The 14,324-nt window shown below is 64.8% G+C and carries 17 protein-coding genes; 3 read left to right on the forward strand and 14 right to left on the reverse strand.

Going from position 1 to position 14,324, the window contains the following annotated elements:
• The 8 genes from recA to ribBA all read right to left on the reverse strand — a co-directional run bounded on the left by recA (nt 1) and on the right by ribBA (nt 6,879).
• Complete coding sequence (gene recA / locus QZ613_RS17030) at nt 1-1,026, reverse strand: recombinase RecA (protein ID WP_043569832.1); 1,026 nt, start codon at nt 1,024-1,026, stop codon at nt 1-3.
• Nucleotides 1,027-1,186: 160 nt separating this feature from the next.
• Nucleotides 1,187-2,590, reverse strand: coding sequence for a hypothetical protein (locus tag QZ613_RS17035; RefSeq protein ID WP_043569830.1), 1,404 nt, complete (start codon nt 2,588-2,590; stop codon nt 1,187-1,189).
• A gap of 136 nt (nt 2,591-2,726) precedes the next feature.
• Nucleotides 2,727-3,236, reverse strand: a complete 510-nt coding sequence (locus QZ613_RS17040) for a nicotinamide-nucleotide amidohydrolase family protein (protein WP_043569827.1) — start codon at nt 3,234-3,236, stop codon at nt 2,727-2,729.
• Nucleotides 3,233-3,688, reverse strand: a complete 456-nt coding sequence (locus QZ613_RS17045) for a phosphatidylglycerophosphatase A (protein ID WP_043569825.1) — start codon at nt 3,686-3,688, stop codon at nt 3,233-3,235. The genes QZ613_RS17040 and QZ613_RS17045 overlap by 4 nt, the downstream gene beginning before the upstream one ends.
• 28 nt (nt 3,689-3,716) lie before the next feature.
• Nucleotides 3,717-4,676, reverse strand: coding sequence for a thiamine-phosphate kinase (gene thiL, locus QZ613_RS17050; RefSeq protein ID WP_043569822.1), 960 nt, complete (start codon nt 4,674-4,676; stop codon nt 3,717-3,719).
• Nucleotides 4,677-4,736: 60 nt separating this feature from the next.
• Nucleotides 4,737-5,231 carry a transcription antitermination factor NusB gene (nusB, locus tag QZ613_RS17055; RefSeq protein WP_043569820.1) on the reverse strand — a complete coding sequence of 165 codons (495 nt, stop codon included), beginning with the start codon at nt 5,229-5,231 and terminating at the stop codon, nt 4,737-4,739.
• Nucleotides 5,231-5,710: a 6,7-dimethyl-8-ribityllumazine synthase gene (gene ribH, locus QZ613_RS17060; protein WP_291902047.1), complete on the reverse strand. Its 480-nt coding sequence runs from the start codon at nt 5,708-5,710 to the stop codon at nt 5,231-5,233. The genes nusB and ribH overlap by 1 nt, the downstream gene beginning before the upstream one ends.
• 35 nt (nt 5,711-5,745) lie before the next feature.
• On the reverse strand, nt 5,746-6,879 hold the full coding sequence (gene ribBA / locus QZ613_RS17065; RefSeq protein WP_043569816.1) for a bifunctional 3,4-dihydroxy-2-butanone-4-phosphate synthase/GTP cyclohydrolase II: 1,134 nt from the start codon (nt 6,877-6,879) through the stop codon (nt 5,746-5,748).
• Nucleotides 6,880-6,902: 23 nt separating this feature from the next.
• Between ribBA and QZ613_RS17070 the strand changes: the two genes are divergently transcribed.
• The 3 genes from QZ613_RS17070 (at nt 6,903) to QZ613_RS17080 (ending at nt 8,948) form a co-directional block, all read left to right on the forward strand.
• Entirely contained in the window at nt 6,903-7,139 is a 237-nt protein-coding gene (locus tag QZ613_RS17070; protein ID WP_043569814.1) for a hypothetical protein, read from the forward strand.
• 163 nt (nt 7,140-7,302) lie between these two features.
• Nucleotides 7,303-8,475, forward strand: a complete 1,173-nt coding sequence (locus QZ613_RS17075) for a response regulator (RefSeq protein ID WP_291983317.1) — start codon at nt 7,303-7,305, stop codon at nt 8,473-8,475.
• Nucleotides 8,472-8,948, forward strand: coding sequence for a thioredoxin family protein (locus QZ613_RS17080; protein ID WP_291864011.1), 477 nt, complete (start codon nt 8,472-8,474; stop codon nt 8,946-8,948). The genes QZ613_RS17075 and QZ613_RS17080 overlap by 4 nt, the downstream gene beginning before the upstream one ends.
• A gap of 26 nt (nt 8,949-8,974) precedes the next feature.
• On the opposite strand, the gene QZ613_RS17085 is transcribed toward QZ613_RS17080, so the two are convergent.
• From QZ613_RS17085 to QZ613_RS17110, 6 genes are all read right to left on the reverse strand, one after another.
• Nucleotides 8,975-9,889 (reverse strand): MBL fold metallo-hydrolase, encoded by a 915-nt coding sequence (locus QZ613_RS17085; protein ID WP_043570429.1) that lies wholly within the window; start codon nt 9,887-9,889, stop codon nt 8,975-8,977.
• The gene (locus QZ613_RS17090; RefSeq protein ID WP_043570425.1) at nt 9,889-10,080 is read right to left on the reverse strand and encodes a DUF1289 domain-containing protein; all 192 of its coding nucleotides are present in this window, start codon (nt 10,078-10,080) and stop codon (nt 9,889-9,891) included. The genes QZ613_RS17085 and QZ613_RS17090 overlap by 1 nt, the downstream gene beginning before the upstream one ends.
• A gap of 80 nt (nt 10,081-10,160) precedes the next feature.
• Complete coding sequence (locus QZ613_RS17095; RefSeq protein WP_291864007.1) at nt 10,161-10,397, reverse strand: DUF1289 domain-containing protein; 237 nt, start codon at nt 10,395-10,397, stop codon at nt 10,161-10,163.
• Between the two features lie 16 nt (nt 10,398-10,413).
• On the reverse strand, nt 10,414-11,358 hold the full coding sequence (locus QZ613_RS17100; RefSeq protein WP_043570421.1) for a hydroxymethylglutaryl-CoA lyase: 945 nt from the start codon (nt 11,356-11,358) through the stop codon (nt 10,414-10,416).
• A 1-nt stretch (nt 11,359) separates the two neighbouring features.
• Nucleotides 11,360-13,396: an acetyl/propionyl/methylcrotonyl-CoA carboxylase subunit alpha gene (locus QZ613_RS17105; RefSeq protein ID WP_043570417.1), complete on the reverse strand. Its 2,037-nt coding sequence runs from the start codon at nt 13,394-13,396 to the stop codon at nt 11,360-11,362.
• A 127-nt stretch (nt 13,397-13,523) separates the two neighbouring features.
• A complete protein-coding gene (locus tag QZ613_RS17110) occupies nt 13,524-14,318 on the reverse strand; it encodes an enoyl-CoA hydratase/isomerase family protein (protein ID WP_043570441.1) in 795 nt (264 codons plus the stop codon).
• Between the last annotated feature and the right edge of the window lie 6 nt (nt 14,319-14,324).

The raw sequence follows: 14,324 nt of genomic DNA on the forward strand, positions 1-14,324 counted from the left end.
CTAGGCGGCCGCGGCGGCCGTCTTCACCGGCGGCGAGGGGACGTTCACGGCAGCGCGAATTTTTCCTTCTATCTCCTCGGCGATCTGCGGCTTGCCCTTCAGATACTCGCGTGCATTGTCCTTGCCCTGGCCTATTTTCTCGCCGTTGTAGGCATACCAGGAGCCTGATTTCTCGACCAGCTTGTGCAGCACCCCAAGTTCGATGATTTCGCCTTCACGCGAGATTCCCTCGCCATAGAGGATATCGAAGATGGCTTCCCGGAAGGGTGGCGCGACCTTGTTCTTGACAACCTTGACGCGCGTCTCGTTACCGATGACCTCGTCGCCCTTCTTGATGCTGCCGATACGGCGAATGTCGAGACGTACCGAGGCGTAGAATTTGAGTGCATTGCCACCGGTGGTCGTCTCCGGACTGCCGAACATGACGCCGATTTTCATGCGAATCTGGTTGATGAAGATCACCAGGGTATTGGTACGGTTGATGTTGGCGGTCAGCTTGCGCAGCGCCTGACTCATCAGACGTGCTTGCAGGCCGGGCAGGGAATCGCCCATCTCGCCTTCGATCTCGGCCTTCGGTACCAGCGCGGCCACCGAGTCGATGACGACCACATCGACGCTGGCGGAACGCACCAGCATATCGGCAATTTCCAGCGCCTGTTCGCCAGTATCGGGCTGAGAGATCAGCAGTTCGTCAAGGTTCACACCAAGCTTCTGCGCATAGCCCGGGTCGAGCGCGTGCTCGGCGTCGATGAAAGCGGCCGTACCACCGAGTTTCTGCATTTCGGCGATGACCTGCAGCGTCAAGGTCGTCTTGCCCGAGGATTCCGGACCATAGATCTCGACCACTCGGCCACGCGGAAGACCTCCGATTCCGAGAGCGATGTCCAGCCCCAGCGAGCCGGTGGAGACGACCGGGACATCGGTCACCACGCTGCCCTCGCCCATTTTCATGATCGAGCCCTTGCCAAACTGCTTTTCGATCTGGGCCAGCGCCGCAGCCAGCGCCTTTGCCTTGTTGTCGTCCATTGCCAGTCCCCTTGCTTGAGTGAGCGGAATTATCCCATGTTCGAAGGCAGCGAAGATGCCAAGCTCCGCAGCAACACGGACTGTCATTATATACAGTGAATGGGGAGCAGTCAGCCTTTGCGGACGGCAAGGCGAAGCGGGTGGTTGGGTATTCGGCTGTTCAGACGGCGCGAACGAGGCGATTTTCCAGGAGTTCTATCAGCAACAAGAGCTCGCGCACCGCACCCGAAGCAAAGCCCTTTCGCGCGCCATCACGGTTGTCGCGCAGGAGCCTGTTCAGGTAAGCCAGGCATTCTGGCGAGCCCCAGGTCCGCGAAATCTCCCTTGTGATGCGTACCTCCCGCCCTAACGTTGGCAAGCGCGGCAGGAGTTGGTCGATGGAGGCCACTTGCTCAGCACCAACGGGAGCCATGGGCCCGGGAGCTTCGCCGACCAACTCCCATTCTGGCGCAGCAACGTTGAAATGGCGTCGCAGTCGCAGGCCCAGCGCTTCGAAAGCCTGACGCTGCCCATTCTCGCGATAGAGTTCGATAAGTTTCAGCCACGGGGTCAGCGCCACGCGCGGATGGGCACTGACGAACTCCTCCAGTGCCTGTTCCGCGCCTCGCGTCCGTCCGAAGGAAGCCATGATCTCGGCAAGTTCGAGGGCCGCAGCAAGCTCCGCGTCGTCACCCTGCGGGCACGGCGGGGCGGGCTTAACCGACACGCTGTCGGTAACCGGACCGACATCGGCAAGCACGCCGCTGTCGCTGTCGCTCTCGGCGAGTGGAGCATCCGGACTGCTGCCCGCCTGGAGTTCCCAACCGGAATCGTCGCTGGTGTCGAGCGGCAGGTCGGCGACGGCGGGGATCAGCTGCGGCTCGGCGCGCCAGCCCGCACGACGGCCAAACAGCCAGCTCAAGCCGCCAATCAAGCCGAGCAGGGCCGCCAGTTCGAGCCACCAACCGCCCTTTTCCAACCCTGCCGCTGCGCCCAGGTGCGGTGTCAGCGACCGGGGAGCTGCTGCTGGCGTAGCCCGCGGCGAAAGGTTTGGCGACGCTGGTGGAGAAGGCGTCCCGGTTCCCCTCTGCAGATCGGCAAGCACCGCCTCCAGGTGACTCAGTTGCTCGGCAACGGCCAACTGCTGCTCGGCCTGCGCGTAAAGCGCCGACAGTAGCCTGTATTCCGTACGCAACATTGAGCGCTGACCGTCGCTCGCCTGGCCGAGCAAGGAAGTCGACAGACGCGAACTCAAACGCAAGGGAGGTTGTTCGGCTCCTGCTGAGCGGTAATCAGCGTCCGCGTCGGCGAAGATGAGCAGACGATCTGCCGGGCCAAGTTCAAGCGACACTTTCCGGAGGCGCGGATTCTCGCCGCGCGAGGCGGAATGTCGATCCGGGATGGCCGCGTAACCCTTGCCGACAAAAGCCGCGTTGGCCAGAAACGCCGTCGGCGAAGCAAGTGCGGCCGGAGCGGTCGCCTGGCCGGAACGGAGACCGCCGCGGTCCCCCACTGCCAGGGCGACAATCGACAGCAGCGAAGAAATACCCCATAAAGCCGCAGGAATCGTGATTATCGCGCGCATGTTCGGGAAGGAAGACAGGGCAGATTCTGGTTACTCATTCTATTCCAAGGCGCCCGTTCCTGCCGCGAATATCTGCCCGAATTCGTTGTTTTACCAAGGCGCTAGGGCTCGTCTCGCGATACGCTCCCGACCAACCTCAGCCCGGTTGCCGCGCGGCCCGCTGCAACACACCCTGGAGGGCATGCGCCACCGATTGTGCGCGTACCGCTGCCCGCTCTCCGGCAAAGCAGCGCCTTTCCGTATCGAGTCGCCCTTGCGGTCCTGCCCAGGCAAAGCAGACGGTCCCCACTGGCCGGCTCGGAGAGCCGCCACCCGGACCGGCGACGCCAGTGATCGCCAGCGCCCAATCGGCACGACTGCAGCGCAGCGCGCCCAGCGCCATGGCCGCAGCAGTCGCCTCGCTCACCGCCCCCTGTGCGACAAGCAGTTCGGCGTCGACACCGAGCATTTCTATCTTGGCCTCGTTCGAATAGGTGACGAAACCGCGCTCGAACCAGCGCGAGCTGCCGGCAATCGCCGTCGCGCACTGTCCCACCCAGCCACCGGTGCACGATTCGGCGGTCGCCAGGCACTCCCCGTTGGCCAGCAACAACTCGCCGACTGCAGCAGCGAGGGCTTCGAGCGAGCGCTGATCGCAAACCTTCATGCCAGCACGAAGCGCAGGATCGCCAGCACCAGCACGGTATAGCCGGCAGCGACCAGGTCGTCAGTCATTACTCCGAAGCCATTCTTTACCTGTTCGTCGAAGTAGCGCGCCGGCTGCGGTTTGCTGATGTCGAAAAAGCGGAACAGACAGAAAGCGGTGGTCTGCCACAACCAGTGCTGGGGACAGAACAGCAACACCAGCCAGAAGGGAACGATCTCGTCCCAGACAATGCTGCCGTGATCGACGACCCCCAGGTCGATCCCCGTCTTGTGCACTGCCAGCACGCCGCCGACGAAGCAGACGACAATGAAACCGAGCAGCTCGAAGTCGCTCATGTACGGACGCAACAGCGCGAACGAAAGCCAGCCGAAGAGCGTGCCGACAGTCCCCGGCGCCCGCGGCGACAAGCCACTGCCAAAGCCACAGGCGACCAGGTGCGCGGGATGCGCCATGAGAAATTGCACGCCAGGAGAAGCGGGGCTAGCCAAAGTGGTCGAATCCTTTGCCGTCGATGGCCATTGCCTGCCCGTCGTCGTCGAGCAGCGTCAGGCGGGTGTTCGCCGCGTCGACTATCCGGCCAAAGCGCCAGAGCGGCAGATCGAGCTCGGCAGCGAGTGCGGCCAGTTCGAGTCGCCTTTCCGGCAGGGCCGAGAACACCAGTTCATAGTCGTCGCCCCCTGCCAGCTGACACTGGCGCGCGAACGCCGGGTCGACTCCTGCGGGCCTTGACGGAAGCTGTGCCGCGCCGACTTCGGCGGCGACCGCCGATCGATCCAGGATGTGGCGGAGGTCGGCGAGCAAGCCATCCGAAACGTCGATGGCCGCGTGCGCCAGACGACGCGAGCGCAATTCGAGTCCCAGTTCGACGCGCGGCAGGGGCTGTTGCAGTGCGGCCAGACAGCGTTTGGCAAGCGCTTCCTTGAGCTGTACGCGCCCCTGCAGACAGGCCAGCCCCATCGCCGCCAGGCCAGGCCAGCCGGAAACCCAGAGATCGTCACCCGGCAAAGCCCGATCGCGACGCAGCGCCTCGCCGACGGGAAGTTCACCCAGCACCGTGAAACACAGGTTGAGCGGACCGCGCGTCGTGTCGCCGCCGACCAGGTCGACGCCATAGCGACTGGCGCAGGCAAAGACGCCTTCCGAAAACGCCGCCAGCCACTCGGCACGCGCCTCGGGCAGGCTTCCGGCAAGCAGGGCCCAACGCGGCTTGGCGCCCATCGCAGCGAGGTCGGAAAGGTTGACCGCCAGCGCTTTCCAGCCGAGTTGCCTGGGGTCCGTGCCGGGCAGGAAATGGCTTCCTTCAACCAGCATGTCTGTGGTTATCGCCAGTTCGCAGCCTGCGGACGGCGCCAGCAGCGCGCAATCGTCACCGGGGCCGAGGACCGCTTGCGGCGTCGGCCTGGAAAAGTACCTCCGGATCAGTTCAAACTCGCTGGGCATCCCCATTTCCTTGCACCTGCACGACTTGCCGGACTTGCCGGACTTGCCCGGCGACGCTGATCAGCGTGTCTTGGCGCGCGCCGCGCGCTTGGCTTCGACCTCGGCCGGACGCAAGCGGGCAGCCAGCTTGTCGAGGACGCCGTTGACATACTTGTGGCCGTCGGTGCCGCCGTAGGCCTTGGCCAGCTCGATCGACTCGTTGATGATCACCCGGTACGGGGTCTGCGGATAGTTGCTCAACTCGAAGGCGCCGGCCAGCAGGACGCTGGCCTCGATCGGCGACAACTCGCCAAAGGGACGGTCGAGATAGTCTTGTAGCTGCTCCTGCAGCGCCAGGCGCTGAACGAGCACCCCGCGCAACAGCTTGACGAAGAACTCGCGGTCGGCCTTGTCGAAGCCTTCGACATCGCCCAGGTGCGCCTCGATTGCCGCTTCGTCGTTGCCGCTCAGCTGCCACTGGTAGAGCCCCTGCAGCGCAAATTCGCGAGCCCGGCGACGCGGCGATCGGGCGGCAGTGGCCTTTCCGTTCGTCCTGCTCGGCGACGGCCCGGCCATCACGAACGCTCCCCGAGCACAGCCAGCAGATTGGCCATCTCGACTGCCACCTGTGCGCAGTCGGCACCCTTCTGCTGCATTCTGGCGAGCGCCTGATCGTCGTCTTCGCAGGTCAGGATTCCATTGGCGATGGGCACGCCGCTATCGAGCTGCACCTCCATCAAGCCCCGGCACGAGTCGTTGGCGACGATTTCGAAGTGATAGGTTTCGCCACGAATGACCGCGCCAAGCGCGATCAGCGCATCGAAACGCCCGCTTTGGGCCATCGCCTGCAGCGCCAGCGGTATCTCCAGAGCACCCGGGACGGTCGCCAGCGTAATGCGCGCTTCGTCGACGCCGAGGCGCTGCAGCTCGCTGAGGCTGGCGCTGAGCAGGCCTTCCCCAATGTCCTGGCTGAAGCGACTCATGACGATACCGATCGCCAGCCCATCGCCATCAAGTGAAGCATCGTATTCGTGGATATTCTCGCCGCCACGCACGGGAACGGTCTTGTCACGCGTTGTCTGGGTGCTCATCAGAGCCTCTCAAGGTCGGTCAGGTTTGCGATGTGGCCGGTCACTTCGAGATCGAAGCCGGTCATGCTCGGCATGCGCCGTGGACTGGCAAGCAGTTTCATTTTTCCCACCCCGAGATCGCGCAGAATCTGCGCCCCGATACCGTAGATGCGCGGGTCCCAACGGGCGGCCGGACGTTTGCTGGCCACAGGCTCACGGAGCATGGCGAGAATGTCCTGACCGCTCTCCGGCCGATGCAGCAAGACGATGACACCCGCCCTTGCCCGCGCCAGCGCCGCCTGTGCCACGTCGAGCGAAAAAGTATGCCGATCCCCGCCCGGATCGAGGAAATCGACCACCGACAGCGGCTCGTGCACGCGCACCACCGTTTCCTGATCGGGGCAGATCTCGCCCTTGGTGAGCACCAGATGCACCTCGTTCGAGGTGCAATCCGTATACGCGTGCAGCATGAAGTCGCCGTGCGCGGACTGCACGGGCTTCGACAGCGTACGCTCGACCAGCGTCTCGTGCTGGCTGCGGTAATGAATCAGATCGGCGATGGTGCCGATCTTGAGGCCATGCTGGCGAGCGAAGTCGACCAGGTCGTGCAGACGGGCCATGCTGCCATCCTCGTTGAGGATTTCGCAAATCACCGCCGCCGGCTCGAGCCCGGCGAGCAGCGCCAGATCACAGCCGGCTTCGGTATGGCCAGCACGCACCAGGACACCCCCCGCGCGCGCCATGATCGGAAAGACATGTCCGGGCTGGACGATGTCGGCAGGTCCCGCGTTGCGTGCCACCGCCGCCTTGATGGTCAGCGCGCGGTCCTGCGCCGAGATGCCCGTGGTCACCCCTTCGGCGGCTTCGATCGAAACCGTGAAGGCCGTGCTGTAGGGGCTCTTGTTGTCACGCGCCATCTGCGTCAGGCCCAGCTGCCGACAACGTGCCTCGGTCAGCGTCAGGCAGATCAACCCGCGCCCAAAGCGGGCCATGAAGTTGATCGCCTCCGGAGTAACATGTTCGGCGGCGAGAATCAGATCGCCCTCGTTCTCACGGTCTTCCTCGTCAACCAGAACGACCATCCTTCCGGCACGCATTTCGACGATGACTTCTTCGATCGGTGAAACGTCGGTCGAAGTGCTCTGTGGTGACATTCTCTACATCCTCCGCGGCGGGCATGCGCGCAATTGAGCCCGCGCCCACTGGCGACAAGCCACGCCTTGACTGGTCAAGCCGCATCGTTCCCGAACCCGGCATTCTCTCAGTTTCCGGGTTCCACCGCCATGCGGAGATAAAGCGCCTGGCGCTTTCGCTGCCACTCGTCGCCCGGCAATCGTTGGCCCGCGATCGCTTCGTGGCCAAGGCGGCCAAGTGGGCCAGGGCAACGATCAACGCCATTCGCCGGGCACCCTGACTGCACGCGCGCGGCCAAGCGATCACCCAATCAGTCAATTATTCGTTTTATCATGGTCGCCAGAGAGGGCACAACGCCATCGGCTGATCAATTGAATCGAGGCTGGGTGTGCGTCGGCACATTCCGACGAGGGTGAATGCCAAGAAGGCGAAGGATCAGTTCAATGTCCATCAATGAGAGCTTGCTGTTGGTCGCCGCGGTAGTGATCGTGTCGTTTTTCGCGTTGCGCGCGTACAAGAGCCGTCGTTCAGCAGACGCTCAGAAAGCGCGTGAAGCCACTGAAGAGGCTGCCCGCGCCGCCGCCGAGGACGCCAAGCGCGCCGCCGCCGAGCGCCAGGCCGCCGAGGACGCCAAGCGCGCCGCCGCCGAGCGCCAGGCCGCCGAGGACGCCAAGCGCGCCGCCGCCGAGCGCCAGGCCGCCGAGGACGCCAAGCGCGCCGCCGCCGAACGCCAGGCCGCCGAGGAAGCCAAGCGCGCCGCCGCCGAACGCCAGGCCGCCGAGGAAGCCAAGCGCGCCGCCGCCGAACGCCAGGCCGCCGAGGACGCCAAGCGCGCCGCCGCCGAACGCCAGGCCGCCGAGGACGCCAAGCGCGCCGCCGCCGAACGCCAGGCCGCCGAGGACGCCAAGCGCGCCGCCGCCGAGCGCCAGGCCGCCGAGGACGCCAAGCGCGCCGCCGCCGAACGCCAGGCCGCCGAGGAAGCCAAGCGCGCCGCCGCCGAACGCCAGGCCGCCGAGGAAGCTGCGCAAGTCGAAGCGGACCGCAAGGCCGTTGAGGAAGCGCTGCGTGCGGAAGAAGAAGAGCGTCTGGCCGTTGCCGAAGCCATTGCTCGCGAAACCGAGCGCCAGGCAGCCGAAGAGAGCGCTCGCCGCGACACTGAACGGAAAGCAGCCGAGGAAGCGCAGCGCCTGGCGGCCGCCAGCGCCCCGCCTGTGGCGCCAGCAAAAGCCAAGACGCCAGAAGAAACGGTGGTGATGATCGCTGACGATTCCAAGGTGGTGCGCGTCAAGACCGGCCGCCTGCTCGGCACCCAGCGCTACCAGGTGGTCATGGCCGAAGACGGACTGGACGCGGCCCAGCAAATCGAGGCCGCATTGCCGGACGTACTGATTACCGACGTGGATATGCCCGGCATGAGCGGCTTGCAGCTGGCACGACAGCTGCGTGCCAATGCCGCCACCGCGCGCCTGCCGATCATCATGGTCACTTCGGACAGTGAGCAGTTGCGTGGTGAAGCCGACGCCGCGGGCGTAGACGTACTGCTCGGCAAACCCTACCCCGAGGAGCAGCTGATCGCCCACATCCAGCGCTTGGCCAACAGCCAGGGCAGCGCTTGAGCACGCGTTCAGCGAACGCCGGCGTCATGGAGAGCGCGCCTCGCACCGATCACCCGGAAAAGCATGGGCAACGAAACCCCGCGCTTGCCGAGTTCGTGATCGTTTGCCTGTGCGCCGAATGGTGCGGCGTTTGCCGCGAGTACCGGGAAGGCTTCGCGGCGCTCGCCCGCCAGTTCCCGGAGGCCGGATTTCACTGGCTGGATATCGAGGAACACGCCGACAACCTGGGCGACATCGACGTGGAAAACTTCCCAACGCTACTCATCAAGCGTCGCAACCTGGTCCTCTTCTACGGCATCATGCTGCCGACACCGAGTCACCTGAAACGCACGCTCGAGGCTTTCCTGGAACAAAGCAGCGAAGAAAGTGAGGAATACGCATTCTCCAGCGTCGACCGTCACGGCTGGCAGGACGACCCGGACCTGCGCCACCTCGATGCCGCTTGCCTGGGAAGATTCTGTCCCCAGGACTGAGCGGGTGCAGCAGCGCGATAGCGCAGCTACATGGCGACCAGCACTCCCTGCTCGTCGCGTAGCGTGCCCACGCGGATCAGGTCGCGAGCCAGGCGGTGCGCCAGCACCTCGTTGCTGAGGTTCAGGTAGCGCGCGTTGAGGCTCTGGCAAAAACTCAGGCGCGCAAGAAAAACGGGCAGATCGGCGCGCGGCAGCTGCCGTCTTTCCAGCAAGGCAAAAGCAAGAATCACCTTCAGCGCGTGCCAGACGAGCAGATCGACGTCGTGTTCGAACGCAGCCAGCCGCCGATACGCCCGCTCGAAAGCATCTTCGACGTCGACGAAAGGCGCGCCATGACCGGGGATCACCACTTCGACCGGCAGGCGAGCAAGCACATCGAGCGTTTCACGCGCCGCCTTGAGGCCACCGGCACCTTCCGGATGGCCAAGAAGTTCCGAAAAGATGACCCCGAAGCCATTGCGCCACAGCGCATCACCGGAAATCAGGATACGCCGTTCGGGGTTGTGATAGGCGAGGGCGTCCATGTCGTGACCGGGAACCGCGATCGCCCGCCAGTTGAGACCGCCGAGCTCGATTTCATCGCCAGCGGCAAGCGTCGCATCGTGGCGAAAGCGGGCGGCGGACTGACCAAGCGGTGAAAGCAGCAGCGCCTCTTCGTCCCACTCGGCGATCGTCGCGTCGATTCCGTGCGGAACGACGACCTGGCAGCCAAAAGCCTCGACCAGCGCGGCGTTGCCTCCGATATGGTCAGAATGCGAATGGGTGTTCAGCAAGCGCGTCAGGCGACGACCAGCCAGCGCGTGTTCGAGCAAGGCAAGCGTCTGGCTGGCCTGCGTGACGTAACCGCTATCGATCAGTGCCGCCCGCTCGCCTTCGAGGAAAACGATGTTGTTCGACGACAGCCAGCCGCGTTCGAGGACCAGGAGGTTGTCGGGCAACATCAGGACTTGTCGGGGGAATCGCCGTTCAGTCCCTCATCGACGACCCGCAGCGGCTGCACCTCTTCGACGACGATCCCCTGCGCGGCGTCTGACACCGGCTCGGGCGGGCGCCCGCAGCCAAGGCAGTAACCCGAATCCGGGTCGAACATGCAGACGCCGACACAGAGATAGTCGTCTTCAGTCTCGCTCATGAGCAGGGGCCATGAGCAATGAATTCGCAGCGAACCGGTCGGTGTTTCATTTGCTTACTCCTCGCTCGTCTCGCCGCCGGTCAGCGCTCACAGTCGCCACGAAACTCCCCTCCCGACGCACAGCCGGCGGGGTCGTGCTGAACGCGGCGACGCTCTACAGCGACCAGGATTCTCAGGCGCTGCTCGTCCGGGGCGCGGCTCCAGACGGCAATCTCGTCGATCGTCCGGAAGCAGCCGAGACAGAAGCCGCCGTCGTCGTCCATCTTGCAGACGTTGATGCACGGCGAAGCGACACTTTGTGCTTGCCCTCGACTCACGGCCATTTCCTCCACATCAAAAGCCTTGCCCCAGCCTTGAGCCCGCGCGCTGGCGCGCGCGCAGCGCGCGCGCCGCCTTCGACGCCGGTTCGCGGCCCAGGTGACTGGCTATGAACTGGCCGGCAGCGAGCAACTTGCCCATGTCGACACCGCTTTCGACGGCCAGCCCCTGGAGCAGATAAACGACGTCTTCCGTCGCTACGTTGCCACTCGCCCCGGTGGCATAGGGGCAGCCACCGAGACCGGCGATCGAGCTGTCGAAAACCGCCATGCCCATCTGCAGCGAAGCGTAGATGTTGGCAATCGCCATCCCGTAGGTGTCGTGATAATGGCCCGCCAGGCGCTTGATCGGCACCACCGTCGCACACGCTTCGAGCATCTTGGTGATCGACGCCGGCGTTCCGGCGCCGATGGTATCGCCGAGCGAGACCTCGTAGCAACCCATCTCGAAAAGCTGCCGCGCGACCCAGGCGGCACGTCGCGGATCAACCGGTCCTTCGTAAGGGCAGGCGACGACACAGGACACATAGCCCCGTACGCGGATCTCGAGGGCGCTGGCGGCGTCGACGACGGCGGCGAAGCGCTTCAGGCTCTCGGCGATACTGCAGTTGATGTTCTTCTCCGAGAACGCTTCCGAAGCGGCGCCAAAAATTGCCACCTCCTGCGCACCAGCCTCGATGGCCGCGTCGAAGCCCTTGAGATTGGGCGTCAGTACCGGATACGCGACCTGCGGCCGGCGGCGCGGACTGGACAACACCGCGCGCAGGACTTCGGCGCTGTCGGCCATTTGCGGCACCCACTTCGGCGACACGAACGAGGTCGCCTCGATGGTCGACAGCCCGGCGTCGGCGAGACGTTCGATCAATTCGATCTTGATCGCCGCCGGAACGATCTGCGCCTCGTTCTGCAAGCCATCGCGGGGACCGACTTCGACCAGTTTGACGTGTTTCGGCAACGCCATTTCATTTCTCCGCGGCAAAGTCGACCAGTTCGGCACCATCGGCAACCTGATCGCCGGCAGCGTAGCAGAAGGCCTTGACGATGCCATTCTTCGGCGCGGTGATCGTATGTTCCATCTTCATCGCTTCGAGAATCAGCAGCGGCGCACCTTTTTCCACCTGCTGGCCGACCGCTGCCAGCAAGGCGACAACCTTGCCCGGCATCGGCGCCGTCAGGCCCCCGCCGTGCGTACCGCCGGCCTCGACCAGGTGCAGCGGATCGTCGCGCAGGATCAGGTAGTTGCTGCCATGCAGGAAGACATACCGCTTCTGCTCCTGCTTCTCATTGACAGCGACGACGCTGGCCACCAGGCGACGATCGTCGAGTTCGACGGCGAGCTGGCCGGCAAAGCGTCCGCTCTCGAGAACCCGACCGCGGGCAAGCACCGACTCGCCAGCCAGCGTCAGGCGCCAGCCATCGACCTCGTAGTCAACCGCCACTTCGAACACTGCTTCGCCACTGCGATAGGTGAGCGTGCGTCGCGACTGAATGTTCAGGCGCCAGCCGTCGTGCGAACTCCACGGCGACCAGGGGTCGCCCGAATGGCTGGCCCTGCTGAGCGCCGCCGCCTGCTCGCGCAGCAAACCGGCGACCGCGGCGACGAAAAAGACATTGCGCGGCGGTTCGCTGTGGGCCGGAAACAGGAACTCGCGGCTGCGCTCGATGAGGCCGGTATCGAGATCGGCGTCGGCAAAAGCCGGACAGACCACCAGGCGTGACAGGAACGCGACGTTGGTGCTGACGCCGACGATGCGGTAGTCGGCCAGCGCCTGCCACATGCGCGCCAGGGCCGCGTCACGGTCCACGTCCCAAACGACGAGTTTGGCGATCATCGGGTCGTAGAACGGCGTGATTTCGTCGCCCTGTTCGATGCCCGTGTCAACGCGCACGTTGAGGCTTTCGGCCGGCGGCGAGAGATGTACCAGCCGCCCGGTCGACGGCAGGAAATCCTGCTCGGGGTTCTCGGCATAGATCCGCGCCTCGAGCGCGTGCCCACGGATTTCCAGTTGCTCCTGGCGTAGCGGCAGGGCTTCGCCGCTGGCCACGCGCAGCTGCCACTCGACGAGATCCTGCCCGGAGATCATTTCGGTGACCGGGTGCTCGACCTGCAGGCGGGTGTTCATTTCCATGAAATAGAAGCTTCCATCAGCCACGAAAGTGTCGCTGGCGATGAACTCCACCGTGCCCGCGCCGACGTAACCGACCGCGCGCGCGGCGTCGACGGCCGCCTTGCCCATCGCCGTGCGCCGTGCGCTCGTCATTCCCGGAGCCGGTGCTTCCTCGAGAACTTTCTGATGACGGCGCTGCACCGAGCAGTCACGTTCGAAAAGATGAACGCAGTTGCCGCGCGTATCGGCGAAGATCTGGAATTCGATATGCCGCGAACGGCTAAGATACTTCTCGATCAGCACCTTGTCGTCGCCGAACGACGAGAGCGCCTCGCGCTGGCACGACGCCAGCGCGGCGGCAAAATCCTCGCCACGCTCGACCAGGCGCATTCCCTTGCCGCCGCCCCCGGCCGCTGCCTTGATCAGCACCGGATAGCCGATCGCGTCGGCTTTTCCCCGCAGCAGCTCCGCCTCCTGGTCGTCGCCGTGGTAGCCGGGCGTCACCGGGACGCCGGCAGCGCTCATGATCGCCTTGGCCGCCGACTTCGAACCCATGGCGCGGATCGCTGCTGCTGGCGGCCCGATGAAGACGATCCCCGCGGCAGCGCAGGCGTCGGCAAAGACGTCGTTCTCGGACAGAAAGCCGTAGCCGGGATGGATCGCCTGCGCACCGGTTCGGCGGGCGCCAGCAAGAATTCGCTCGCCGACCAGGTACGACTCGCGGGCGGCAGCGGGACCGATGCACACGGCCTCGTCAGCCAGGCGCACGTGGCGGGCGTTGGCGTCGGCCTCCGAATAGACGGCCACCGTACGCACGCCCATGCGCCGCGCGGTCTTGATCACGCGGCAGGCGATCTCGCCGCGATTGGCTATCAGAATCTTTGTAAACATCGGAGCACCTTTCGCCTCCACGCCGCCAGTGCGCCGTGAATGTCGAGTCAATGGTTCAACAGCGGCAAGCCGCAGGGCAATGCATTTTGATGGCGGTGCGTCGTTCTCCGGCTGGCCACTCCGCGCATCACTCCAGCAGCCAGTTCGGCCGCCGCTTTTCGAGGAAAGCGGCCAGACCTTCCTGGCCTTCCGGACTGCTGCGCACGCGGGTAATGCGTTGTGCCGTTTCGGCGATCGTCTGCTCGTCGATCGGCTGCCCGACGACGACGCGGAGCAGCGCCTTGCACTCGGCCTGCGCGCTCGGGCCGTTGGCCAGCAGGCTGTCGACGATTTCGCCAATCGCCTCGTCGAGTTGTTCCTCGCCAGGAACGATCTCGTGCAGCAAGCCGATCCGGTAAGCTTCTGCAGCCGAGAAGCGCTCGGCGGTCAGCATGTAGCGCCGACTGTAGCGCTCGCCGATGGCCGCCAGGACGTAGGGACTGATCAGCGCCGGAATGATCCCCAGTTTCACTTCGCTGAGCGAGAAGACGGCGTCGTAGGTACCCACGGCGATATCGCAGGCGGCGATCAGGCCGACGCCACCGCCGTAGGCAGGTCCCTGGACGCGTGCAATCGTCGGCTTCGAGAGTTCGTTGAGCGTCGACAGGAGCTCGGCCAGGCGATTCGCGTCGCGCAGGTTTTCCTCCTCCGAGTAGCCGGCAGCGGCGCGCATCCAGGTTAGGTCGGCGCCGGCGCAGAAGCTCTTGCCGGTAGACGAGAGGACGACGACACGGACATCGGCGTCGGCGTCGAGTTCTCGCAAACCGGCCGTGATCTCGGCGATCAGTTGCGCGTCGAAAGCGTTGTGGCGCCGGGCCTTGTTCAGCGTCAGGATGCCGACACCGGCGTCGACCTCGGTCACTATTGCTTGGTAGTCGCTCATCAAAAC

The sequence above is a fragment of the Candidatus Accumulibacter sp. ACC005 genome (assembly GCF_907163215.1).
GTDB lineage: Bacteria > Pseudomonadota > Gammaproteobacteria > Burkholderiales > Rhodocyclaceae > Accumulibacter > Accumulibacter regalis.

What these genes read in the sequence shown, in the direction of transcription:
- recA (WP_043569832.1), bottom strand. Translation starts at nt 1,026, where the DNA reads ATGGACGACAACAAGGCAAAGGCGCTGGCTGCGGCGCTGGCCCAGATC.
- QZ613_RS17035 (WP_043569830.1), bottom strand. Translation starts at nt 2,590, where the DNA reads ATGCGCGCGATAATCACGATTCCTGCGGCTTTATGGGGTATTTCTTCG.
- QZ613_RS17040 (WP_043569827.1), bottom strand. Translation starts at nt 3,236, where the DNA reads ATGAAGGTTTGCGATCAGCGCTCGCTCGAAGCCCTCGCTGCTGCAGTC.
- QZ613_RS17045 (WP_043569825.1), bottom strand. Translation starts at nt 3,688, where the DNA reads ATGGCGCATCCCGCGCACCTGGTCGCCTGTGGCTTTGGCAGTGGCTTG.
- thiL (WP_043569822.1), bottom strand. Translation starts at nt 4,676, where the DNA reads ATGCCCAGCGAGTTTGAACTGATCCGGAGGTACTTTTCCAGGCCGACG.
- nusB (WP_043569820.1), bottom strand. Translation starts at nt 5,231, where the DNA reads ATGGCCGGGCCGTCGCCGAGCAGGACGAACGGAAAGGCCACTGCCGCC.
- ribBA (WP_043569816.1), bottom strand. Translation starts at nt 6,879, where the DNA reads ATGTCACCACAGAGCACTTCGACCGACGTTTCACCGATCGAAGAAGTC.
- QZ613_RS17070 (WP_043569814.1), top strand. Translation starts at nt 6,903, where the DNA reads ATGCGCGCAATTGAGCCCGCGCCCACTGGCGACAAGCCACGCCTTGAC.
- QZ613_RS17075 (WP_291983317.1), top strand. Translation starts at nt 7,303, where the DNA reads ATGTCCATCAATGAGAGCTTGCTGTTGGTCGCCGCGGTAGTGATCGTG.
- QZ613_RS17085 (WP_043570429.1), bottom strand. Translation starts at nt 9,889, where the DNA reads ATGTTGCCCGACAACCTCCTGGTCCTCGAACGCGGCTGGCTGTCGTCG.
- QZ613_RS17090 (WP_043570425.1), bottom strand. Translation starts at nt 10,080, where the DNA reads ATGAGCGAGACTGAAGACGACTATCTCTGTGTCGGCGTCTGCATGTTC.
- QZ613_RS17100 (WP_043570421.1), bottom strand. Translation starts at nt 11,358, where the DNA reads ATGGCGTTGCCGAAACACGTCAAACTGGTCGAAGTCGGTCCCCGCGAT.
- QZ613_RS17105 (WP_043570417.1), bottom strand. Translation starts at nt 13,396, where the DNA reads ATGTTTACAAAGATTCTGATAGCCAATCGCGGCGAGATCGCCTGCCGC.
- QZ613_RS17110 (WP_043570441.1), bottom strand. Translation starts at nt 14,318, where the DNA reads ATGAGCGACTACCAAGCAATAGTGACCGAGGTCGACGCCGGTGTCGGC.